Source organism: Bartonella sp. bp_1, assembly GCF_055808085.1.
In genome coordinates, this window is the sequence record NZ_CM147851.1 from 1,406,836 (window position 1) to 1,428,274 (window position 21,439).

At 46.6% G+C, this 21,439-nt stretch carries 22 protein-coding genes; 14 read left to right on the top strand and 8 right to left on the bottom strand.

What is annotated here, in order from left to right; genetic code table 11:
* The first annotated feature begins 10 nt into the window (after positions 1-10).
* Positions 11-916 (top strand): LysR family transcriptional regulator, encoded by a 906-nt coding sequence (locus tag ACYZ97_RS06985; RefSeq protein WP_473297716.1) that lies wholly within the window; start codon positions 11-13, stop codon positions 914-916.
* 263 nt (positions 917-1,179) lie between these two features.
* On the opposite strand, the gene ACYZ97_RS06990 is transcribed toward ACYZ97_RS06985, so the two are convergent.
* Positions 1,180-1,566: an acyl-CoA thioesterase gene (locus ACYZ97_RS06990; RefSeq protein WP_473297718.1), complete on the bottom strand. Its 387-nt coding sequence runs from the start codon at positions 1,564-1,566 to the stop codon at positions 1,180-1,182.
* A 113-nt stretch (positions 1,567-1,679) separates the two neighbouring features.
* On the opposite strand from ACYZ97_RS06990, the gene ACYZ97_RS06995 reads away from it, so the two are divergent.
* Entirely contained in the window at positions 1,680-2,828 is a 1,149-nt protein-coding gene (locus ACYZ97_RS06995; RefSeq protein WP_473297720.1) for an alpha/beta hydrolase, read from the top strand.
* 85 nt (positions 2,829-2,913) lie between these two features.
* On the top strand, positions 2,914-3,558 hold the full coding sequence (locus ACYZ97_RS07000) for an SH3 domain-containing protein (protein WP_473297722.1): 645 nt from the start codon (positions 2,914-2,916) through the stop codon (positions 3,556-3,558).
* Positions 3,559-4,166: 608 nt separating this feature from the next.
* Here the strand turns inward: ACYZ97_RS07000 and ACYZ97_RS07005 are convergent.
* Entirely contained in the window at positions 4,167-4,451 is a 285-nt protein-coding gene (locus ACYZ97_RS07005; RefSeq protein ID WP_473300715.1) for a hypothetical protein, read from the bottom strand.
* A 112-nt stretch (positions 4,452-4,563) separates the two neighbouring features.
* On the opposite strand from ACYZ97_RS07005, the gene uvrB reads away from it, so the two are divergent.
* The 3 genes from uvrB to ACYZ97_RS07020 all read left to right on the top strand — a co-directional run bounded on the left by uvrB (position 4,564) and on the right by ACYZ97_RS07020 (position 8,591).
* Positions 4,564-7,191, top strand: coding sequence for an excinuclease ABC subunit UvrB (gene uvrB / locus ACYZ97_RS07010; RefSeq protein WP_473297724.1), 2,628 nt, complete (start codon positions 4,564-4,566; stop codon positions 7,189-7,191).
* A gap of 488 nt (positions 7,192-7,679) precedes the next feature.
* The gene (locus ACYZ97_RS07015) at positions 7,680-7,895 is read left to right on the top strand and encodes a cold-shock protein (RefSeq protein WP_473297726.1); all 216 of its coding nucleotides are present in this window, start codon (positions 7,680-7,682) and stop codon (positions 7,893-7,895) included.
* 231 nt (positions 7,896-8,126) lie between these two features.
* Positions 8,127-8,591, top strand: a complete 465-nt coding sequence (locus ACYZ97_RS07020) for a BA14K family protein (protein WP_473297728.1) — start codon at positions 8,127-8,129, stop codon at positions 8,589-8,591.
* A 137-nt stretch (positions 8,592-8,728) separates the two neighbouring features.
* Here the strand turns inward: ACYZ97_RS07020 and ACYZ97_RS07025 are convergent, their stop codons facing one another.
* Positions 8,729-9,373 (bottom strand): MBL fold metallo-hydrolase, encoded by a 645-nt coding sequence (locus tag ACYZ97_RS07025; protein ID WP_473297730.1) that lies wholly within the window; start codon positions 9,371-9,373, stop codon positions 8,729-8,731.
* Between the two features lie 99 nt (positions 9,374-9,472).
* On the opposite strand from ACYZ97_RS07025, the gene ACYZ97_RS07030 reads away from it, so the two are divergent.
* Positions 9,473-10,177, top strand: coding sequence for a response regulator (locus tag ACYZ97_RS07030; protein ID WP_473297731.1), 705 nt, complete (start codon positions 9,473-9,475; stop codon positions 10,175-10,177).
* A gap of 22 nt (positions 10,178-10,199) precedes the next feature.
* Complete coding sequence (locus tag ACYZ97_RS07035; RefSeq protein ID WP_473297733.1) at positions 10,200-11,540, top strand: ATP-binding protein; 1,341 nt, start codon at positions 10,200-10,202, stop codon at positions 11,538-11,540.
* 26 nt (positions 11,541-11,566) lie between these two features.
* Here ACYZ97_RS07035 and ACYZ97_RS07040 read toward each other — a convergent pair whose 3' ends face one another.
* The 4 genes from ACYZ97_RS07040 to ACYZ97_RS07055 form a co-directional block, all read right to left on the bottom strand.
* Positions 11,567-12,541, bottom strand: coding sequence for a hypothetical protein (locus tag ACYZ97_RS07040; RefSeq protein ID WP_473297735.1), 975 nt, complete (start codon positions 12,539-12,541; stop codon positions 11,567-11,569).
* Between the two features lie 27 nt (positions 12,542-12,568).
* Positions 12,569-12,910: a tRNA-binding protein gene (locus ACYZ97_RS07045; protein ID WP_473297737.1), complete on the bottom strand. Its 342-nt coding sequence runs from the start codon at positions 12,908-12,910 to the stop codon at positions 12,569-12,571.
* Between the two features lie 15 nt (positions 12,911-12,925).
* Positions 12,926-13,426 (bottom strand): type III secretion system chaperone family protein, encoded by a 501-nt coding sequence (locus ACYZ97_RS07050; RefSeq protein ID WP_473297739.1) that lies wholly within the window; start codon positions 13,424-13,426, stop codon positions 12,926-12,928.
* 357 nt (positions 13,427-13,783) lie between these two features.
* The gene (locus ACYZ97_RS07055; protein WP_473297741.1) at positions 13,784-14,080 is read right to left on the bottom strand and encodes an accessory factor UbiK family protein; all 297 of its coding nucleotides are present in this window, start codon (positions 14,078-14,080) and stop codon (positions 13,784-13,786) included.
* 184 nt (positions 14,081-14,264) lie between these two features.
* On the opposite strand from ACYZ97_RS07055, the gene lgt reads away from it, so the two are divergent.
* From lgt to ACYZ97_RS07085, 6 genes are all read left to right on the top strand, one after another.
* A complete protein-coding gene (lgt, locus tag ACYZ97_RS07060) occupies positions 14,265-15,113 on the top strand; it encodes a prolipoprotein diacylglyceryl transferase (RefSeq protein WP_473297742.1) in 849 nt (282 codons plus the stop codon).
* Entirely contained in the window at positions 15,110-16,219 is a 1,110-nt protein-coding gene (locus ACYZ97_RS07065; RefSeq protein ID WP_473297744.1) for a class I SAM-dependent methyltransferase, read from the top strand. Before lgt ends, ACYZ97_RS07065 begins: the two co-directional genes overlap by 4 nt.
* A 51-nt stretch (positions 16,220-16,270) precedes the next feature.
* Positions 16,271-17,059: a peptidoglycan editing factor PgeF gene (gene pgeF / locus ACYZ97_RS07070; RefSeq protein ID WP_473300658.1), complete on the top strand. Its 789-nt coding sequence runs from the start codon at positions 16,271-16,273 to the stop codon at positions 17,057-17,059.
* Positions 17,059-18,207, top strand: a complete 1,149-nt coding sequence (locus ACYZ97_RS07075; protein ID WP_473297746.1) for a M24 family metallopeptidase — start codon at positions 17,059-17,061, stop codon at positions 18,205-18,207. Before pgeF ends, ACYZ97_RS07075 begins: the two co-directional genes overlap by 1 nt.
* A gap of 8 nt (positions 18,208-18,215) precedes the next feature.
* Complete coding sequence (locus tag ACYZ97_RS07080) at positions 18,216-18,671, top strand: hypothetical protein (RefSeq protein WP_473297748.1); 456 nt, start codon at positions 18,216-18,218, stop codon at positions 18,669-18,671.
* A gap of 103 nt (positions 18,672-18,774) precedes the next feature.
* Positions 18,775-19,707, top strand: coding sequence for a ribose-phosphate pyrophosphokinase (locus ACYZ97_RS07085; RefSeq protein WP_473297750.1), 933 nt, complete (start codon positions 18,775-18,777; stop codon positions 19,705-19,707).
* 183 nt (positions 19,708-19,890) lie between these two features.
* Here ACYZ97_RS07085 and ACYZ97_RS07090 read toward each other — a convergent pair whose 3' ends face one another.
* Positions 19,891-21,243, bottom strand: coding sequence for an MFS transporter (locus ACYZ97_RS07090; protein WP_473297752.1), 1,353 nt, complete (start codon positions 21,241-21,243; stop codon positions 19,891-19,893).
* Positions 21,244-21,439: the final 196 nt, after the last annotated feature.

A 21,439-nucleotide genomic window follows, 5' to 3' on the forward strand; every position in this document is an offset into this window, starting at 1 on the left:
AAAACGTTTTATGGCAACACCGTTAGATTGGGATAAATTGCGCATTTTCCATGCCGCGGCCGAGGCAGGTTCCTTTACCCATGCCGCTCAGACATTGCATCTTTCTCAATCTGCCATTTCCAGACAGGTCAGCGCACTCGAACTGGACGTTGGTGTACCGCTGTTCCAACGCCATGCACGCGGCCTGATTTTGACTGAACAAGGAGAAATCCTCTATCGCACTGCACATGAAGTGTTGATGCAGCTTGAAAATGTCCGCTCGCGTCTATCAGAAAGCCGTGAAAAACCAAGTGGTAATCTGCGTGTTACAACAACATTCGGCATGGGTTCCGGCTGGTTGGTAGAGCGTATGGCAGAATTTCTCACCCTCTACCCCGATATCCATTTGCAATTGCGCCTTGATGACGAAGAGCTCGACTTGACCATGCGTCACGCCGACTGCGCCATACGCTTACGCCAACCCCAACAACCGGACCTTATTCAGCGTCGTCTGTTTACAGTACATATGCATGTCTATGCTTCGGCTACCTATATTGCAAATTTTGGCAAGCCAGAATCTTTGGAAGAACTCGACAACCATAAAATCATTTCCTTTGGTGAGCCGGTTCCTGCCTATTTGGCTGGCCTGAATTGGTTGGAAATTGCCGGTCGCGGTGATCGCCCTCCCCGTATCCCGACACTGCAAATCAATAATACCATATCTATTCGCCGCGCAGTCAGCCGCTCGATCGGCATTGCAGTATTGCCCGACTATATTGCCGGAAAAGACGAACGCCTGATCAAACTTTTTCCAGAAATGACAGATATTCCTTCCTTTGATACCTTTTTCTGCTATCCAGAAGCTTTGAAAAGCTCTGCAAAGTTACATGCTTTTCGTGATTTCATATTTTCCAAATCCCGAAACTGGAGTTTCTAACCACATCATCAACAACAAGCTATGCATATTTGCATAGCTGATCTGCAGTTTATTTTATTGCAGATGACATAGAAACAAAGCATAGTCAGAACATCTCAGGAATTCGTCTCCTCCCATTGCGTTTTCTTGAGTGTTCCCCTCTGAAGGTTAGCTACATATGCACCTTCACACTTAGCCGGACATCAAGTTCCGGCTTTTTTTTTGCAAAAACCAAATATCGTTCCGATGAAACAGATTTCACCCAACACCTTATAGATACTCTATCATGAGCCTTGAACAAGTCGTGGTCGACCATGTTCGTCTAATGCAACCATAACAAATTCCGCATGGGTCACTTTTTCCATTTCGTGTGTCAAATAACGGATGGCCCAAGCCTCAACGCGAAACCGGATGGATGTATGGCCAATACGAATATCATCGGTATAAATAGCAAGTGTATCCCCGACTTTGACCGGACGCTCAAATGCCATCTCTTTCACAGCGGCGGTCACTGTACGACCATGGGCAACCTCGGATGAACATAAACCTGCCGCCGAATCCATTTGTGCCATAACCCACCCCCCGAAAATATCGCCTGCGGCATTGGCATCCTTCGGCATAGCCGGCACTTTCAAAGTAAGAGAACCTTTCGGTTTTTGAATTTCTGACATAGCTGCCTTTCCTTTTCCACATTTAGCTCTATTATATTTATACCTTAGCCTTTTGAAAATCGCCTAACAGGATCCTCTCTTATTTTTGAATGACCCAAACATCCTCCCTTTTCATGCTGCTAGCAGTATTGTGCTTAAGTGGCTGTTCCAGCCCGCGCGCCATTTTATGGAACGATGCCAAAGCAACCGCGTCTTCTATTGCCGCACAAAAAGCCGCGATAAACCAACCGGCCCCACCAAAGGCAGTCGTCCCAGTCTATGTTGCCACCAGCCGCAAAAGACAGGATGATCTGGCTCAACCCTTTGGCTCAAAGCGCGCAAAAGAGCTATCATTTGTCCGTGTTGATGTCGGTATACCGCAAGCCCATAAGAAAGGATCTGTCGAAGCTAATGGCAACAAACCGGATCCGGCTAAACATTTTGCTGCAACAGCCATGCAAAACTATCAAAACCAAAATGAATTTCTACGCCAGATCAACAAGGCACTCGAAACAAAGCCGAAAGGTAAACGAGAAATTTTTCTATTCATCCACGGCTACAACAATAATTTTGCCGACAGCACCTTCCGTGCCGCCCAGTTTGCCTATGACTTCAAGCTAAACTCTGTCAGCGTTCATTATGCATGGCCATCTGGCGGTTCCTTACCGCTCTATGTCTATGATCGCGACAGTGCCGATTATGGCAGTGACGGTCTGGCTGAACTGCTAACCTTATTGGCAAATAGCAATGCCGATACGATTACTGTTGTCGCCCATTCCATGGGCAACTATGTCATAATGGAAGCTCTTAGAACACTTGCCTTAACCGGACATCGCAAACCGATTGACCGTATATCCAGCCTTTTGCTGGCTTCGCCCGATATTGATGTCGATGTATTCGAACGTCAGCTCAAAGACATCAAGAAAATGCCAAGACTCACCGCCGTGCTTGTATCCAGCAATGACAAAGCACTAAGTATTTCCGGCACAATTACCGGCGGACATTCACGAATAGGAGACGGATCAAGCATTGCACTCTTACAAAGCAATGGCATTACTGTTATTGATATGTCCAATGTTGATGGCGGCTCACACGGTGTTTTTGCCTCTTCTCCAACCCTTATGGCACTTGTTCAAGACGGTTCGCTATCGCGCAATGTTCTGGCCGGTGAAGGCCAAAAGCCCGGTGATTCTGTACTAGCTGATAGTGGATCTGTTGTTCGCGGTGCAACATCGCTCATTCTTTACACCCCTGGACGTATCCTGTCTTCAATTGCGCAATAGGCCGATAGGAAGAAAACATGATAAAACTGGTTTTCTCATAAAAATCGCTTATCTTATAAAGAAAGAGACAAAGGAAAGGCGGATAATGAAAAATCTTATACGCTCAATAATATTTGGAACCGTAGTTGTTGGAAGCTCGATAACCGGAGCATGGGCTACCGATGCCATCACAACAGCTAATCTGAATTTTCGCGCTGGGCCCGGAACAAATTATGCCCTGCGTGGATCCATTCCGGCAGGACAAACTGTAACGGTACGCACATGTTCAGACAACTGGTGCCAGATCAATTATGGGCCACGGACCGGTTGGGCATCCGTCAATTATCTAGCCTTTGCCACTGGCCAGGAAACCTATAACAGCTATAATAACTATGCTTCTCCCTCTCCATCTTTCAATGTCATTATTGATGGGGGGTATTGGGATAATGACTATTATTGGAATCATCCACACCGCCCACCACATTGGAACAGCCACCGGCCGCCCCCCCCTCACTGGGGAAACGGGCATCCCCCAAGGCCTCCTCATCCCGGTTGGCGTCCACCACTCCCCGGTTCCGGTGTACGGCCACCGGAAATCGGCCGTCCACCACATTGGACCAGTGGCCATCCAGAAAGACCCGGCCCGACAATGCGCCCGCCGTCAGAGGGGCATTCTGGCATGAGACCCAATGGAAGGCCTGCAGGCAACTATCCTCCAACAGGATATCACCCAGGCCATGGTGGTCGATAATAATAAATAAGGCCGGTTAAGCCGGTCTTATTCATGTTTATTATATGTTCAACCTATTATTTTTATCCTGTCACAACCAGAGCAACATAAAACAATAATAACACTCTCGATTCTTATCGCTGCGATATTTATCTTGTTTTCATAGCTAAATGAAAAACTGATAGGTAATAGTCACAATGGAGTGAGACTATGATTCAGAAACTATCAGCCTATAGCTTTTTTTGTGCTTCCCTATTGATGACACCATCATTGGCCTCGGCTGGCGATGCCATTGTCACCAAAGCCTTGAATATGCGAGCAGGCCCCAGTGTTCGTGATAAAATTATTGCAAAACTACCGGCCATGGCAAATATTGATGTTCAAAAATGTACAGCCAACTGGTGTTATATAAATTTCAAACAAAAAATGGGCTGGGTCTCATTTAAATATATAGCACTTAAAATAGGCAGCCCGAACTACAATACCTATTTAGGCCCTATGTTCGGTGTAATAGCCGCCCCTGCTACAACAAGAAGCAGATATAAATCCTATAATGATGACTATTACGATGACGATTATTATGATCGCAATCGTTATTATGATGATGATAGGTATAATCATCACCACCGTCACCATAAAGACCATGATCGTGACGATAATAATACCTCTTCATGGTCTCCTCCACCTTCACGTCCCTCACCGTCACCGGAGTCAAGACCTTCAGATAACGATCGTAGACCAATGGATGACTTAATAAAGTCACCACCACCGTCATCACCGCCACCATCACCGCCTTCAAGCAGCGGTCCCAAGCCAATGGATGATTTAATACCACCATCCCCACCACCATCGTCACCGCCACCATCGCTACCTTCAAGCAGTGGTCCCAAGCCAATGGGTAATTTATAATCCAAAATAATAGTCCTGCTCCAGAAACAGGAAATAGTATGCAGGAACCAATAAAAAACCATAAAGAAGGGCCTCATGGCCCTTTTCAATCATCGGTAGATCATCCATATAAAAACGATGGCATCAAAAAATAAAACACCATCAGACAAGACAGGCTTTGGCGAAGGACCACAGACTCCTTTTCAAGGCACCCCTTTACATGGCTCTATTGCTGAATGGGCAGACGAGATCACCCGCACTACTGATAAAGCGCCAAAGAAAACAAAAACAAAACAAACAGCCCGCACAGCACGCGGCACATCGATTGGCGGGAAAGCAACAGCAAAACAGAGGGCTGCAGCAGGCCTCAATCCGGTGTCAGGTCTTGATGTTTCGCTTGAAGAGGCTTCCGGCGTTAACAATAGCGGCGCAACAGCCACTGTAGAAGCACTATCCGCCCTGATTTCATCAGGCAATCCGCTCTTCAAAAATGGTAAATTGTGGACGCCGCATCGCCCTGAAAGGCCTCAAAAATCAGAAGGTGGCATTTCATTCCAGATGCAAACGCCCTTCGAACCCTCTGGTGACCAACCGACGGCCATCCAGGATCTGGTTAATGGTATCCATGATGATGATCGCACGCAAGTTCTGCTTGGCGTGACCGGTTCCGGTAAAACCTTTACTATGGCCAAGGTGATTGAAAAAACACAGCGCCCTGCCCTCATTCTAGCTCCTAACAAAACGCTGGCCGCACAACTTTATGGCGAATTCAAAAGCTTCTTTCCCAATAATGCGGTCGAGTATTTCGTCTCCTATTACGACTATTATCAACCGGAAGCCTATGTGCCGCGCTCCGATACCTTTATCGAGAAAGAATCCTCGGTCAACGAACAAATTGACCGGATGCGCCATGCTGCCACGCGCGCCGTGCTGGAACGTGACGATGTCATTATTGTCGCCTCGGTTTCATGCATTTACGGTATCGGATCAGTTGAAACCTATACGGCCATGACTTTTGAGATGGCGATCGGTGACCGTCTCGATCAACGTCAACTTTTAGCGGATCTCGTAGCCCAGCAATATAAACGTCAGGACATTAATTTCGTACGCGGTTCTTTCCGTGTCCGTGGTGATACAATCGAGATTTTTCCAGCCCACCTTGAAGACCGTGCATGGCGCATTTCTCTTTTTGGCGACGAAATTGATATAATTACCGAATTCGACCCCCTGACTGGCCAAAAAACCGGCGATCTTCAATCCGTCAAGATTTACGCCAACTCGCACTATGTCACACCGCGTCCAACGCTCAATCAGGCCATCAAGTCGATCAAGGAAGAACTACGACATCGTCTAGATGAATTAAACCGCGCAGGACGACTTCTAGAAGCGCAAAGACTGGAACAGCGCACAACATTTGACCTAGAAATGATGGAAGCCACCGGCGCTTGTGCCGGCATTGAGAATTATTCACGCTATCTGACGGGGCGTAAACCCGGCGAACCGCCGCCAACATTGTTTGAATATATTCCCGACAATGCGCTAATCTTTATTGACGAAAGCCATGTGACCATCCCGCAAATCGGCGGCATGTATCGCGGCGACTTCCGCCGTAAAGCCACATTAGCCGAATATGGCTTCCGTTTGCCTTCCTGCATGGACAACCGCCCTCTACGATTTGAAGAGTGGGACGCGATGCGTCCGCAAACAGTAGCTGTATCAGCTACACCTGGTCGATGGGAAATGGAGCAGGCAGGCGGTGTCTTTGCCGAACAGGTTATCCGCCCTACCGGCCTCATTGACCCGCCGGTCGAAATTCGTCCAGCCCGTAATCAGGTTGATGATGTCTTGGGCGAAATCCGTGAGACAGCCAAAAAAGGCTATCGCTCACTGGTTACAGTATTGACCAAGCGCATGGCGGAAGACCTGACCGAATATCTTCATGAACAGGGTATTCGTGTGCGCTATATGCATTCCGACATTGACACACTGGAACGTATTGAGATTATCCGTGACCTTCGTCTTGGCGCCTTTGATGTATTGATCGGCATCAATTTGCTGCGTGAGGGGCTTGATATTCCAGAATGTGGCTTTGTTGCCATTCTTGATGCAGACAAGGAAGGTTTCCTGCGCTCCGAAACCTCGCTGATCCAGACAATTGGCCGTGCAGCGCGTAACGTCGATGGTCATGTCATACTCTATGCAGACAAAAAAACCGGCTCAATGGAGCGGGCCTTGAGCGAAACAGCAAGACGCCGAGAAAAACAGATTGCCTATAATGAGGAACATCATATCACACCGGCAAGCGTCAAGAAGAATATCAATGATATTCTCGATTCTGTCTATGAACGCGACCATGTGCGTGCCGATATCTCTGGCTTTGCCGAAGAAGGCGCAATGATGGGCCATAATTTGGCGTCTCATATCGAGCATCTTGAAAAACGCATGAAGGAAGCAGCAGGCGATCTCGACTTTGAAGAGGCTGCACGCCTGCGTGACGAGATCAAGCGGTTGCGTGAAACGGAGCTTGCTATCGCCGATGACCCGATGGCCCGTGAAGAAAATAGACGCTATGAAAGTCCAAAAAAACAGGGGCTTTTTGCCAAACCAGACCTTGACCACATGGGTCCCAATATGGATTCGGGTGTTTTGCTCAATAACGCCAAGCCGATCCAAAGGGAGCGCAGCGGTATCGGTTCTTATGAAACGCCCTCTGACATGAGCAGACAACGACGACGCCCGGGCAAGACAGGCCGGCCCGGACGCTAATACCTTTCAACAGCGTTCCATTAAACTCTGCGACAATATTCAAAGATCTCCAGACAGACAACATTTTCATCATGCAAACATTAAATCGTGACGGCTATGCCCTTTAAGAGATATTTCATGATACATCTCCGACTATTCCTTCATTCATTATAGCATCTGCTACACTGTTCGTCGGATATAGATAATCAATTCCATAAAGATTAAAATTAACATCATCATAATGGTTTCGATAAAAAATACTTGCCAAAACCATTGATTTCTGCGCAATCTTGTAGTGTTCGGGCACTTTACGAACATTGGAAGACGACAACAAGCGTACTGAGCCGCATTAGTCTCGGATTAGTCGGGTTTATATTTGACTAATAAATTGAATGCTTTCCAGACTTCAAAAACTGCCTGTATCGTGCTGTCATACACATACACATATGGCATGGCAGTTTAACCATATAAGCCCGTGGCAGAGCGGGACATTTTTAAGGAAACATTCTATGGCCCAGACCGGCGAAGTAAAATTTTTCAACAATGACAAAGGCTTCGGCTTCATCAAACCTGACGATGGCAGCGCTGATATTTTTGTTCACATCTCAGCAGTTCAAGCTTCTGGCCTTACCGGCCTCAACGATGCCCAGAAGGTCTCGTTTGACACAGAACCGGATCGTCGGGGCAAAGGGCCCAAGGCTGTCAATATCAGCATTATCGGGTAATCAAATATTAGAATCGTTGGATATTCAACGAATCCATAATTATGCGCTTTAAAAATCGGGTCCTGTACCCGATTTTTTATATCTAGATATATTTCAACTGAAATATAAAGTGACGGGAATTTCGTTCTCTTTCGCTTCTCAATCCTTTTGCTGCCTGAATAACCGTTCAGATTAGGTTCAGCTTAAATCTTTTAAGTTTGAGCAATGAGCAAGATTGCAAGGAGTTTTAACGTGAACCGCTTGGCAAAAACTACATTATTATCGACTTTGGCTATGACCGTGTTCATTGCGCCAGTCATGGAAGCATCAGCACGCAGTCATCATCATGGTGGCTGGGGTGGACCGCCACCTCGCTATTATGAACGCCATCATCGTCACCATCGTAACAATGGTGGCGCTATCGCGGCTGCCGGCATTATCGGACTAGCTGCTGGCGCTATTATTGGCAGTGCCACATCCCAACCAGAACCACCGCGCGTGATATATCAAACACCGCCACCACCACCGCCTCCAGCTTATTATCCGGCGCCACCACCCGTCTATTATCCATCTGCACCGATTGCCTATCGTCCGGTCTATGAGCCATGGAGCCAAGGCTGGTATCAAGTCTGCGCCAGTAAATACCGTTCCTTCAACCCGCGCACCGGCACATATCGCGGCTATGACGGATTAGATCATTTCTGTAATGCCAATTAAACAAGCACCCTGCTTATGCAGGGTGTTCCATTTCAGAATATCAAAATGAAAACAGCCCATTCAGCCGCGTGGAGTAAAATCCGCAGACTTTAATCGGGGGCCAGCATTCTATTGTGCCCCCATCTCTATCAAGAAAATCAAATGCCCTGCAAAAACGGATTAGTCCTACGCTCATCGCCAATACGGCTACCCGGGCCATGGCCGCAAATAAAGCCAACATCATCACCTAAAGGTAGAACCTTCTCCCTGATCGAACGCATCAAATCCTCATGGCTGCATAGCGGAAAATCCGTGCGTCCAATCGAACCATGAAAAAGTACATCACCCATCAGTACAAACCGGGCTTTTTCATTATAATAGATAACATGCCCGGGAGCATGCCCCGGTGTATGCAGCACTTTAAAATCATGCCCAGCACAAGAAACAATATCGCCATCGTTAAGCCAGCGATCAGGTACACAATTGCGTACATTCTGCATGCGATAAGCAACAGCCCTTTCTTCCAGATCATCCATAATCGGCTTATCGTCCTTGTGCGAACCGATAATCTCAACATCAAGCGCTTCTTTTGCATCCATAGCGGCTCCAGCATGGTCGATATGGCCATGCGTGATCCATATTGCTTCAATTGTAACGCCCAATTGTCTAATCGCCTCTTCAATACGCGGCCAATCGCCACCAGGATCAACCAGAACACCCTTTTTGCGCTCATCATCAAACATAATCGTGCAATTCTGCTGGAAAGCTGTCACTGGCACAATATGTGCATTGAGATTACCCATTTAAAATACCCTAAAAATTAGTGTTGCTGGATATTTGTCACATCGACAAAACTTTGCAAAGGCAATATGATCAACTTAATTAACAATCAGGACATTTGCATGACAGAGACGCCTCCTTCACTTTCCGATGATGCAGCCCATATTCTTGTGATTGACGATGATACGCGTATCCGAAATCTATTGTCTCAATTTCTTTGCCAAAACGGTTTCCGTGTTTCGGAAGCAGCCAGCGCTACCGAAGCACGCCGCAAACTTGAGGGGCTAGATTTTGATTTGCTGATTGTCGATGTCATGATGCCCGGTGAAACCGGCGTTGAATTAACACGCGCGTTGCGCCAAACCAAAGACGTTCCGATCTTAATGCTCACAGCCCTATCGGAAATCGAAAGCCGTATTGATGGGCTGGAAGCCGGTGCTGATGATTATCTACCCAAACCCTTTGATCCACGCGAGCTGCTGTTGCGCGTCAATGCCATATTGCGCCGCGGCTCAACTCCTGGACAGCTAAAAATAGAACAGGTTGTTTTCGGCCCTTATACTTTCTCTATCCCGCGCAAAGAATTGAAAAAAGAAGGGGAAACTATCCGCCTGACAGATCGCGAACAAGAAATCATGATCATCTTTGCCGAAAAAGCCGGTGAGGTAATTCCCCGTCATGAACTGGCCAATGGCGAAGGCGATGTTGGCGAGCGTACAATTGACGTACAGATCAACAGATTGCGCCGTAAAATAGAAAATGATCCCGCCAATCCGGTCTGGCTACAGACCGTGCGCGGCATCGGCTATAAACTGTCACTTGAATAGAGCGCAGCGGGGATTGTTGTTGATGGCAGGGCCCTTGAATACAATTGGTCGATGGATTGCGCGGCGCATGCCCAAAAGGCTTTATGCGCGCTCGCTGATCATTATTATTGCGCCAATGGTATTGTTACAATCGGTCATTGCCTATGTTTTTATGGAACGCCATTGGCAAATGGTAACAGAACGTCTATCCACGGCTGTTGTTGCCGATATTTCAGCCATTATTGACATTCTTGAAACCTATCCTCAGGATGACAACTACAATAATATCATCCGTATCGCCCAACAGCGTCTCGGACTCAATATTTCTATTCTACCGCCTGAACCTTTGCCACCACCGGGACCCAAGCCGTTCTTTGCCATTCTTGATTATTTTCTGAGTGAAGAAATTACCCGTCAAATTAATCGCCCTTTCTGGATTGATACGGTAGGCGATTCCAACTTTGTTGAAATCCGTATCCGTCTCGACCGTAATGTATTGCGCGTTTTTGCCACCCGCTCTCAAACCTATGCTTCTAATACCGGTATTTTCCTCAGCTGGATGATCGGTACAGCGCTTGTCTTGCTGATTATTGCAATTTTCTTTTTGCGCAACCAGATCAAGCCTATCCAACAATTGGCTGCTGCCGCTGAAAGTTTTGGTCGCGGAAGGCCCCTGCCGGAAGGCTTCCATCCACGCGGAGCCGATGAAGTCCGGCGTGCAGGCATTGCCTTTTTACGGATGCGCGAACGTATTGAGCGCCAGATCGAACAACGCACCACTATGCTTTCCGGTGTCAGCCATGATTTGCGAACAATTTTAACCCGCTTCAAGCTGCAACTGGCCCTAGCAGGACAAAAATTCGATACAGCACCGCTTGAGCAGGATATTACCGATATGCAAAACATGCTGGAAGGCTATCTGGCATTCGCACGAGGAGAAGGAACAGAACCTGTAAGTCAGCTTGACCTTATCAGCGTTATGGAAAAGCTTGCCGAAGATGGTGCCTTACGCCAACGCGGCTTCTCATATCACCTTGATGGTGACGCGGTAATCGATGTGCGCCCACGTGCTTTCACCCGCCTTGTCACCAATCTGGTTTCCAATGCTTTCCGCTATGCCCAGAATGTGACCGTTAATATTCATCGCAACGCCGAGAACCTTATCATCACCATTGATGATGATGGTCCGGGTATTCCACATGATATGCGAGAGGAAGTTTTTAAACCGTTTTTCCGTCTTGATGAAGCCCGCAATCAGGACGCCAGCGGCACCGGCCTCGGCCTCTCCATTGCCCTCGATATTGCACGTACCCATGGCGGAAACATCACACTCTCGGACAGCCCGCTTGGCGGATTACAAGCGACTATTGAAATACCGGTTTAGTCTTCTTCCTGAACTATCGCTAACAGTTACCAGTAATTTGAATTTTCAAGTTTATAATGCATTTTGGGTCGTTCTGCGTCATTCGGCCTGACCCAATACTCCAGATTGGCACCAATCTGGTCATAAAAACCGTGCCTTTCATCCCAACGGTTACCTCGAATGCCAAAAAGCAGCTGTGTCGCGCCTCCCAAATGAATCGCTTTTTTACCCAGAGACTTGGCATATGCTGCCAGACACAGGCCATAAGCACCAGCACCGACAATCAAATAATCAAAATCTATTTGGGCCAATTGATTTTCCATAGATTTCAACGCAGCAAACCAATCTGTATAATCGACTTGTTCCGAAACATTGCTTAAAACCGCCTTGATTAGAATAAGATCAAAATCAGGAAGCGTTTCAGGATTACGAAACAACAAATGTCGTTTTTCATATTGGCGCTGAATACTGCCTACAAAAGGATGAATTACAACAACCTTTTTATCTTTTAGAAAACGTGACCATGGACGAGATTTCCCCAAAGGAGAAACATATTCAAAAGGTACCGGAACAACACTACAATTATAGGCCTTCATGACATATTCTTCTATCGGATATGTCCGTTTGTTTCCCCACACACCTAATATATCGGCACCTTTGAAATCACTTAATATCCGCTGTGAAAACCGCATATATACATCTTGCGTTTCTGGAAAAAAACCGGATTCAAAACTTGCTTTTGACATAAACTTTTTGCCCATTGTTTTCTTCAAGCCATTGGCAATTTTCAGGCTTTCATAAACAACGTCAAGCTCCGTTGAACCCCAACGGCACATCATGGCAGGCTTATCGCCTGTCATAAAATAATCTATCTTATCTAATGCAGAAGAATCATCCAGAACAGGAATACGGAAAGGTACTTTTTCAGTCCAGATACCAAAGGTCTTGCGTAAAATACGCCGTTGATACCACTTCAATATTTCAGCACGATAGCAAACAGATCGAAAATCAGATCTTACCAATATTGAATCCATTGCTCCATCCAATAGTCAGAATAGCCTGCCCCCATTGGGAATATCCATTGAAGGTGACAATAAAACAACCTCACCTTTTTCATCAGGAAGGCCTAATGTCAACACTTCCGACATAAAGGGGCCTATCTGGCGCGGAGGAAAATTAACTACCGCCACAACCTGTTTTCCAATAAGCGCTTCAACCTGATAATGAACCGTAATTTGAGCCGATGACTTTTTAACGCCGATTGCCTCACCAAAATCAATCTGTAATTTATAAGCAGGCTTACGGGCTTGCGGAAAAACTTCAGCGGCAATTATAGTACCGACACGAATATCAACTTTCAAAAAATTATCAAAAGAAATTATGTCGCTCATGCCACTGACTGTTTCTTATGCATTACCAACGGTTTCAAACAATGTAATCTTTAAGGCCTGATCTGCAGGTAAACTGGACCAGGCGACCATCTGGAAAGCCGAATAATAATTCTCGCAAGCTTCGACCGCATTCAGCAGCAATGTCTCGACCTGCATATCGGAAGGATGGATACCGCCAGCAAGCAGCAAAGCCTGTCGATAGACCAGCGAACCGGAATTTTCCCAAAAATCGAAATGGCCAATCAGCAACTTGCCATTGACATCCGACACCAGACGTCCGGTTTCAGCCTTGCGATTTTCCGGTACGCGCATATCGAATCCACACGCCAAATGCAGGGCTTCGACCTCTTCAAGCCATGAGAAAGACACATGATAATCGGCCCACTCACCGGCAACACACACCGTAATTTCATCTTCTGCTGTGCGTTCAAACGACCAATCATGGATATGGGCAATCTGCTCCACCAGGTCAACCGGATGGGCGTCACGCTGTTTGTTGGCAATGGCCAGTCTCATTTTAATCCCTCAATCTTGCAAGTCTGCCCTCAGCTCCAAGCAAAGGCACATCAATCCAAAGGTCACGCAGAACCGCAACCCATTCACCCACAACAACAAACACTTGTAAAAAACACGACTGGGCAGAACGATTAAGACAAACAAAACAAGTCAACCTGCCACCGACTCGATGGAACCGAAAAACGAATCATCGAATAATTTCAGTCTATTGATCCAGAATCAGAGCGCTAGCCCCCTGATTCAAAAAAAAGTTTTTTTTTCAAAAAAAAGAGATCGAAACGGGATTCACACACACGCATAAACGACTCTGCGAAAAGCACTTTTCGCAGTTTTACACAGGGCAGATTTTTCTTGGGATTATTTTTTAGAAGTCGACTTGGATTTAGTCGATGCCGCAGAAACAGAAGACGATTTCCCCTTATCCATAGCATCAAGACGCCTTTTCAAGGCAGCATTTTCATCCAACGCTTTGACAGCCATGGCCTTAACCGCCTCGAATTCTTCACGCTGAACCAGATCAAGCTTGTTCAATGCTTTTTCTGCCTGCGCACGAAAAGCTGTCTCAGCCTCACGCCGCACCCCTTGCGCCGCACCGGCGGCATCGGTCATCAATTTTGCCAATTCATCCAATATGCGGTTAGGACCGGAGCTCATGATTTTTTCCTTTATTCAAAATCTATCTCCTTCCTATATAAGGGAGCAATAGTTCAATGTGAAGCACCAGAGACCAAAATGCTTCGTCTGTGGAAGGAGCAATGAATATGCTTGAAAAACTTGACCTATTTTTATTGCTCAGCCATGTTCGCCACAACACAATGGAAAAAGAGGCTATCGCTCCATGAATCCTGCCGACATCTGCAGTGCCATCGCTTTCCCTCCGGGACTTTCACCGGTTATCGTGGATATCGGCTTCGGACTCTCCATTCGCTGGTATGGGCTTGGTTATGTTGTCGGCATTCTTTTTTCCTGGTGGTATGGACGTCTCCTACTGAAAAAAAATACTTTATGGCCTAATGCGACTCCACCCATGGCCGCTATCAAACTGGATGATTTTGTTATCTGGTCCGTCATTGCAGTTGTTATCGGCGGACGTCTTGGCGAGGTTCTATTCTATCAACCGGCTTATTATTTTTCCCATCCCTCAAAAATTCTTGCTGTTACCGATGGCGGCATGTCATTTCATGGCGGCTTTCTCGCCATGGTAATAGCTATGATGTTTTTTGCACTTAAAAACCGCATTGCCATCTGGTCGATGTTCGATCTGATTGCCGCGGGTGTACCGGTAGGACTTGGATTGGTACGCGTTGCCAATTTTATCAATCAGGAACTTTGGGGACACCCAACAAATGTGGCATGGGCCGTCTGTTTCCCAAATGACCCCGATTATCTACCGCGCCATCCGAGCCAACTTTATGAAGCAGCCCTTGAAGGTGTCGGTCTTTTCATTATTCTTACCCTTCTTGTCTTTGTCTGCAAGGGCTTGAAAAAACCAGGCCTTGTTGCCGGTGTTTTCGTAACCGGTTACGGTATCGCACGTATTTTCGTCGAGTTTTTTCGCCTACCTTCTGATCCGTCCTATTATATCACCGACTGGTTCACATTGGGCATGGCCTACTCCACACCAATGCTGGCCTTTGGTTGTTTTGCCATTATCCGCGCGCTCTATAAAGGGCGGCCTTCTGCGTGAAAGATATCAATCCTCTTGAACGAAAAATCAAGCTTTTGATTGCCCATCAGGGGCCAATCAGTGTCAGCCAATATATGACACTCTGCCTCTCTGATCCCCATTATGGCTATTATCAAAGCCAGTCTCCTTTTGGGCGAAGCGGTGATTTTATTACGGCACCCGAAATAAGCCAGATGTTTGGAGAACTCATTGCCATATGGACCTTTCAAGCATGGCAAACCATCGGATCACCGACCCCCTTTCTTCTCACAGAGATGGGCCCCGGACGCGGTATCTTGATGGATGACATGCTACGCAGCCTGTTACGACTTGCCCCCGATATGATAGCTGCCGCCCAAATTCGAATGATTGAGACCAGCCCTAAGCTGGCTGAAATCCAGAAAAGCCGTCTAGAAAAATATTCTTTGCCCATCACCTGGCAGACACAATTCAACACGCTACCATCACTGCCGCTGATACTGGTTGCCAACGAGCTTTTCGATGCATTGCCGATACACCAATATATATGGAAAAACGATTGTCTTTTCGAGCGCATGATCGCACTCGATAACAATGACGAACTGTGCTTTATCAAGGGACCAGCCTGTCTGGACAAGACCTTTTTACCTGTCGCGGCCGATCAATTGGCAAATGGAACAGTGATCGAGCTTTCACCTGCACGTGATGCTTTGATGCAGGAGATGAGCGATCATATCAAAGAACATAATGGTACAGCACTGATCATCGATTACGGCGAAACCGAGCCTGCGACCGGCGATACACTGCAAGCCATGTCAAAACATGCCTATAGCGATGTCTTTACCAATCCAGGAAAAGATGACCTGACATCACATGTCGACTTCTATACCCTTGCCAAAACAGCCCGCCATTATGGCATTGAAAGCCACTCGATGACCCAAGGGGACTTTCTTCTGAAGCTGGGACTGCTGGAACGTGCCGGACAACTTGGCCACAACCAAAACATAGACACACAAAACCGCATACAGTCTGAAGTTGAACGACTGGCAGGCGACAGGGCCATGGGCAGATTATTCAAAGTCATGTGCATAGGGCGCGCTGTTTCACGCTTCACACCTTTTTCCATACAAGGACCAAACACGGATTGACATTAAATCAAGCCTCAGCCACGATCCCCTATCATCATGACGGTACAAACCATGACCAATGCAATTACCCCTGTTCTATCTTCGCTTCTTTCCCCCATGGAAGAGAACGGCATCAAACATGCTTTTTTTACGCGCCAAGGCGGCGTCTCACAAGGCATCTATCAAAGTCTCAATGTCGGGCTGGGATCAGATGACAAAGCCGAGAATGTCATTGAAAACCGGCGCCGCGTTGCCAATTACCTTGCAGTAAAACCCACACACCTTATCACAGCCTATCAAGTGCATTCTGCTGAAGCTGCCATTATTACACAGCCCTTCACGAACAAGCGTCCGGAAATAGATGGTCTTGTAACCGCAACACCAGGCTTGGCCATCAGTGTATTGACAGCTGACTGCGGCCCTATTCTTTTGGCAGATAAAAATGCACGTGTTATCGGCGCTGCCCACGCTGGCTGGCGAGGTGCTTTTTCAGGCATCATCGAAAGTACTATCAAAAAAATGGAACAGATCGGTGCCAATCGCCATGACATCAAGGCTGCAATAGGGCCTTCTATTGGCCCGAAACATTACGAGGTAGGCCCTGAATTTATCGCAACATTTATCCAACAAAATGTTACCTTCAAAACATTTTTTAAGCCCTCCCCTAACAAAGAACATGTCCTTTTCGATCTATGGTCCTTTACCCTTATGAAACTGGAACAAAGCGGGGTTGAAGCTGAAATATTGGGATTATGCACCTATCAAGACGAAGAACGCTTCTTCTCCTATCGACGTAAAACTCATCGCTCAGAACCAGACTATGGAAGGCAGATATCGGCCATCGTCATCGAGGAAAAATAATGTTATATTTTTCAAATGAAGAGTTTAGCCAACGTCAAACCAAGCTGCTTTCCCGCATGGCAGAGGAAAAGCTTGATGCCGTTTTACTCTTTGCGCAAGAAAGCCTTTATTGGCTCACCGGCTACGACACATTTGGCTTCTGCTTTTTTCAATGTCTTGTTGTTAAGGCCGATGGCCGTAAAGTCCTGTTGACCCGTCTGCCCGATCTAAGGCAGGCCAAGGCAACCTCCAATATCGAAGAAATTATTTTATGGCGGGATCGGGCCCAAGCCAATCCGGCACTTGATCTGCGTAATCTACTCAATGAAATGGGCCTGCTCGGTTGCCGTATCGGCGTTGAATATCAAGCGCACGGTCTAACTGCAGCAAATGGCCGTCTCGTGGACGAGCAATTGACAAGCTTTGGCAAAATTTTCGATATATCCGGCCTTGTCGATCATTTGCGTCTGGTCAAAAGCGATAGCGAAATCGCTTGTGTACGCAAGGCAGCAGAGCTTTCCGACAATGCATTGGACAAGGCGCTTAAAATCATCCGTGCTGGCACCAACGAAGCTGATATTCTCGCCACGATGATGAAAGCCAATTTTGCAGGCGACGGTGACTTTCCAGCCAATGAATATGTTATCGGCTCTGGCAATGATGCTTTGTTGTGTCGTTACAAATCTGGCCGCCGCAATTTAAGTGATACCGATCAGCTGACGCTGGAATGGTCGGGTGTCTATCGCCATTACCATGCACCGATGATGCGTACCATTATTATCGGCCAACCGACAAAGCGCCATCACGCGCTTTATGATGGTGCCCGTGAAGCCTTGGAGGCCATGGAAAACACGATGAAACCGGGAGCGACTTTCGGTGATGTTTTTGATGCCAATGCCACTGTCATGGAAGCCCATGAACTGACACGTCACCGCTTGAATGCTTGTGGCTATTCAGTCGGGGCACGATTTACCCCGTCATGGATGGAGATACAACAATTCCATGCTGGAAACACACTTAAAATTCAAGCCAATATGACGCTTTTTGCCCATGTGATGATCTTTGATTCAGAAACATCGACAGCCATGACCCTTGCACGAAGCTATCTGGTGACTGATACTAGCAATGAACCTCTTTCCCGCCACCCCCTTGACCTTATTATAAAATAGAGCTGACTATGCGGATATTGTTTGTTCTTCTCATGGTAATCTTCCCTGTCTTTATGACAGCGTGTAGCAAACATGCCAACACGGGTATTACAAATCAGCTCTCCAATACGCAGCACACTGAATTTTCTATCCGTGCTTTCGATAATATACCGTCTGCTTCTGCTACGGCACTGCGTCAAGCATTACAACGTAAAGCGCCCGATTATGCCTTACAGTTTTCTGCTAACACGGCCTCTATCGAACTCAAAGGATATTTTTCAACAGAAAGCGATGATGGTGTCCAGCTTGATGTTTTCTATGTTGTTGATGTTTTCAATAAAAAAAACCAACGCATCGCACGTCTTAATGGCCGCCTTGATACAAGAATGAAAAGTTCAGATCCGTGGCAAAATATATCATTTCCACAATATGAGCAGCTTGCGGATAATATTCTAACAAAGCTTGCCAGACAGCTAAAAAGATAAACACCACAAAAAATTGACTGCTGCGACGATTGTTTCCTTGCAATCTGTTAACAAAAAGTTAAAACGCTTTTCATACCCGATGACGATCAGCCCGAGGACCAGCATGAAACTTTTCTGTGGTAACGCCAATCCCAAGCTCGCTCAAGATGTGGCGAATTATCTTAATATCCCGTTGGGTAGCGCAACTGTAAGGCGATTTGCCGATCAGGAAATATTTGTCGAAATTCAGGAAAATGTACGCGGCAAGGATGTATTTGTCTTACAATCAACGTCCTATCCGGCTAATGACCATCTGATGGAATTACTGATCATGTGTGATGCATTGCGCCGTTCTTCAGCGCGCCGCATCACTGCCGTTATTCCCTATTTCGGTTATGCGCGCCAAGACAGAAAGCCCGGCCCACGCACACCAATTTCTGCTAAACTGGTCGCCAACCTGATTACCGAAGCCGGTGCACATCGTGTTTTGACACTTGATCTTCACGCCGGTCAGATACAGGGCTTTTTCGACATTCCAACAGATAATCTCTATGCCGTTCCGGTGATCGCCCGTGACGTCAAGGCTAATTATTCCCTTGATAATGTCATGGTTGTATCACCCGATGTTGGTGGCGTTGTACGCGCACGCTCATTGGCTAAACGGCTTGATTCTCTACTCGCCATTGTTGACAAACGTCGTGACCGCCCCGGTGAATCGGAAGTCATGAATGTGATCGGTGATGTAACCGGTAAAGACTGCCTATTACTGGATGATATTGTCGATTCAGGCGGAACATTATGTAATGCGGCGGAAGCCCTATTGAATATGGGCGCCAAAAGTGTCACAGCCTATATTACACACGGCGTACTTTCTGGCGGGGCCGTTTCACGCATTACCGGATCAAAACTGAAAGAGCTGGTTATTACTGATTCTATCCAGCCGACACCGGCAATCGAACAGGCACACAATATCCGCGTCCTATCAATCTCCGACCTGATCGGTGAGGCTATTTCCCGTACAGCTGCAGAACAGTCTGTTTCAAGTCTCTTCGACTAGATTGAGGCCTCACCCTCTAATCAATATGAGGATGGAAAAAGTACCAACTTGCTGATAGGTCCTCACTGGCCGCAGCAAGGAGGCTGTGTGGCTACGATAAATCCAAAAAACAACACGGCTTTTGTCAAATAGTCATTGCCAATACGCTATGAAAAGGGCGCCTGAATAGCGCCCTTTTATGAATCAAGCTTTTGCTTTTTCCATGTCTTCATCTTCCAGCACAACCCCTATCGGCTCATCAACACTGGCAACCAAAATGAAACTGATCAACGATCCGATCGCAAGGGCCATAAAAACATGGCTCCAACCATAACTATCCAATAGAAAACCGACAATCATAGGCGCTGCAGCACCGCCAATCTGCCCACCTGTATTAACCAAGGATACAGCCAGCGGGAAGGTTTTCTTTGTGGCAATGCCCATAGGATACGCCATATAAGCAGAAAAGCCGATACTTAAGCAAATCCCTGTTGCCAGTAATAATAATGCATACAGGGTCGGATCAGCAGGTGAATTAATCAACGCATACATCATACCCGCTGTTGCCAAAGCCGAAAACAGCATACCGGGTTTACGACGTTTTTTAAACACGCGATCAGAAATCCAGCCACCTACAATATTACCAATCACCGCCCCAATCCATGGCGCGGAAGCAACCAGCCCCGTACCCATAATCGAAAACTTCTTGACTGTAATCAGATAAGTAGGAATCCAGGCCAAAAGCACATTGCTAATCGAAAGCTGGAAAGCATAGCCCAATGCACAGCCCCAAATATTCCATGATGCAAAAACCCCTTTCTTAGTACGCACCACATTCGGTTTACGCACACGAATGAGCTTATCAAGAAGACCAAAAGACTTCTCTTCTGCTATACCAGTATTGCTATTAACCGCCTTGATCTGTTCTTGATTGATCCTATCAAGCTCAGCGTGCGACACAAATTTGCTTTCGGACGGGGTACTGGGAACAAGAACAAACCATACAATCGCAATGATAATTCCGGGTATAGCAAAAAAATAAAAAATTTCACGCCATCCCCATATAGAAACAAGAACAGCACAAATAGGCGGAACAATAACCGGACCGAACTTGACCGCGGCCAGATATAATCCGCTAACCGTCCCCTTTTCATTCGGTGCAAACCAGTTATTGATCGTTGTACTAATCCCGATAGGCAACGGTCCTTCTGCCAGACCAAGCCCGAAACGGGATAATTTAAGTCCCAAAGGAGAATTGCTCAACCCAACAAATACGGTACATATTGATGTCAGGAACATTGAACCCGCCATCATTTTACGAACACTGAATTTGCTCATCGCAAATCCCGATGGTATCTGCATAATAGCATAGCCCCACATAAACAGGCTCAAAATAGCACCAGCCTCGGCATTGCTCATTTCAAATTCTTTACGAATGAACGGCATTGCAAACCCGATATTGGCTCGGTCGGAACATGCAATGGCATAAAGTACAAAAATCATGCCTGCAACAACCCATCGGAAATGGGTCTTTTTAACCGGCTGTTGAATATTCATATTTCCCTCCTCAAAAAGCGGTTCCCTTAATCGCTCACACATAGGAAAATAATTTATCGACAAGTCCTGATTGCAACAAAACGATATTTAGCGATGAATTGATATCACTTTTAGGAATATAAAAGTAAAAAATAACTAAAATCAGGCGCCCCGTGACTGCAAATAATCACAATTACGTTCGCGACATTAAAGGCAT

Bases quoted from the DNA above. Each gene is read 5' to 3' on its own strand.
- ACYZ97_RS06985 (WP_473297716.1), top strand. From the start codon at position 11: ATGGCAACACCGTTAGATTGGGATAAATTGCGCATTTTCCATGCCGCG.
- ACYZ97_RS06990 (WP_473297718.1), bottom strand. From the start codon at position 1,566: ATGTCAGAAATTCAAAAACCGAAAGGTTCTCTTACTTTGAAAGTGCCG.
- ACYZ97_RS06995 (WP_473297720.1), top strand. From the start codon at position 1,680: ATGCTGCTAGCAGTATTGTGCTTAAGTGGCTGTTCCAGCCCGCGCGCC.
- ACYZ97_RS07000 (WP_473297722.1), top strand. From the start codon at position 2,914: ATGAAAAATCTTATACGCTCAATAATATTTGGAACCGTAGTTGTTGGA.
- uvrB (WP_473297724.1), top strand. From the start codon at position 4,564: ATGGCATCAAAAAATAAAACACCATCAGACAAGACAGGCTTTGGCGAA.
- ACYZ97_RS07015 (WP_473297726.1), top strand. From the start codon at position 7,680: ATGGCCCAGACCGGCGAAGTAAAATTTTTCAACAATGACAAAGGCTTC.
- ACYZ97_RS07025 (WP_473297730.1), bottom strand. From the start codon at position 9,373: ATGGGTAATCTCAATGCACATATTGTGCCAGTGACAGCTTTCCAGCAG.
- ACYZ97_RS07030 (WP_473297731.1), top strand. From the start codon at position 9,473: ATGACAGAGACGCCTCCTTCACTTTCCGATGATGCAGCCCATATTCTT.
- ACYZ97_RS07035 (WP_473297733.1), top strand. From the start codon at position 10,200: ATGGCAGGGCCCTTGAATACAATTGGTCGATGGATTGCGCGGCGCATG.
- ACYZ97_RS07045 (WP_473297737.1), bottom strand. From the start codon at position 12,910: ATGAGCGACATAATTTCTTTTGATAATTTTTTGAAAGTTGATATTCGT.
- ACYZ97_RS07050 (WP_473297739.1), bottom strand. From the start codon at position 13,426: ATGAGACTGGCCATTGCCAACAAACAGCGTGACGCCCATCCGGTTGAC.
- ACYZ97_RS07055 (WP_473297741.1), bottom strand. From the start codon at position 14,080: ATGAGCTCCGGTCCTAACCGCATATTGGATGAATTGGCAAAATTGATG.
- lgt (WP_473297742.1), top strand. From the start codon at position 14,265: ATGAATCCTGCCGACATCTGCAGTGCCATCGCTTTCCCTCCGGGACTT.
- pgeF (WP_473300658.1), top strand. From the start codon at position 16,271: ATGACCAATGCAATTACCCCTGTTCTATCTTCGCTTCTTTCCCCCATG.
- ACYZ97_RS07075 (WP_473297746.1), top strand. From the start codon at position 17,059: ATGTTATATTTTTCAAATGAAGAGTTTAGCCAACGTCAAACCAAGCTG.
- ACYZ97_RS07080 (WP_473297748.1), top strand. From the start codon at position 18,216: ATGCGGATATTGTTTGTTCTTCTCATGGTAATCTTCCCTGTCTTTATG.
- ACYZ97_RS07085 (WP_473297750.1), top strand. From the start codon at position 18,775: ATGAAACTTTTCTGTGGTAACGCCAATCCCAAGCTCGCTCAAGATGTG.
- ACYZ97_RS07090 (WP_473297752.1), bottom strand. From the start codon at position 21,243: ATGAATATTCAACAGCCGGTTAAAAAGACCCATTTCCGATGGGTTGTT.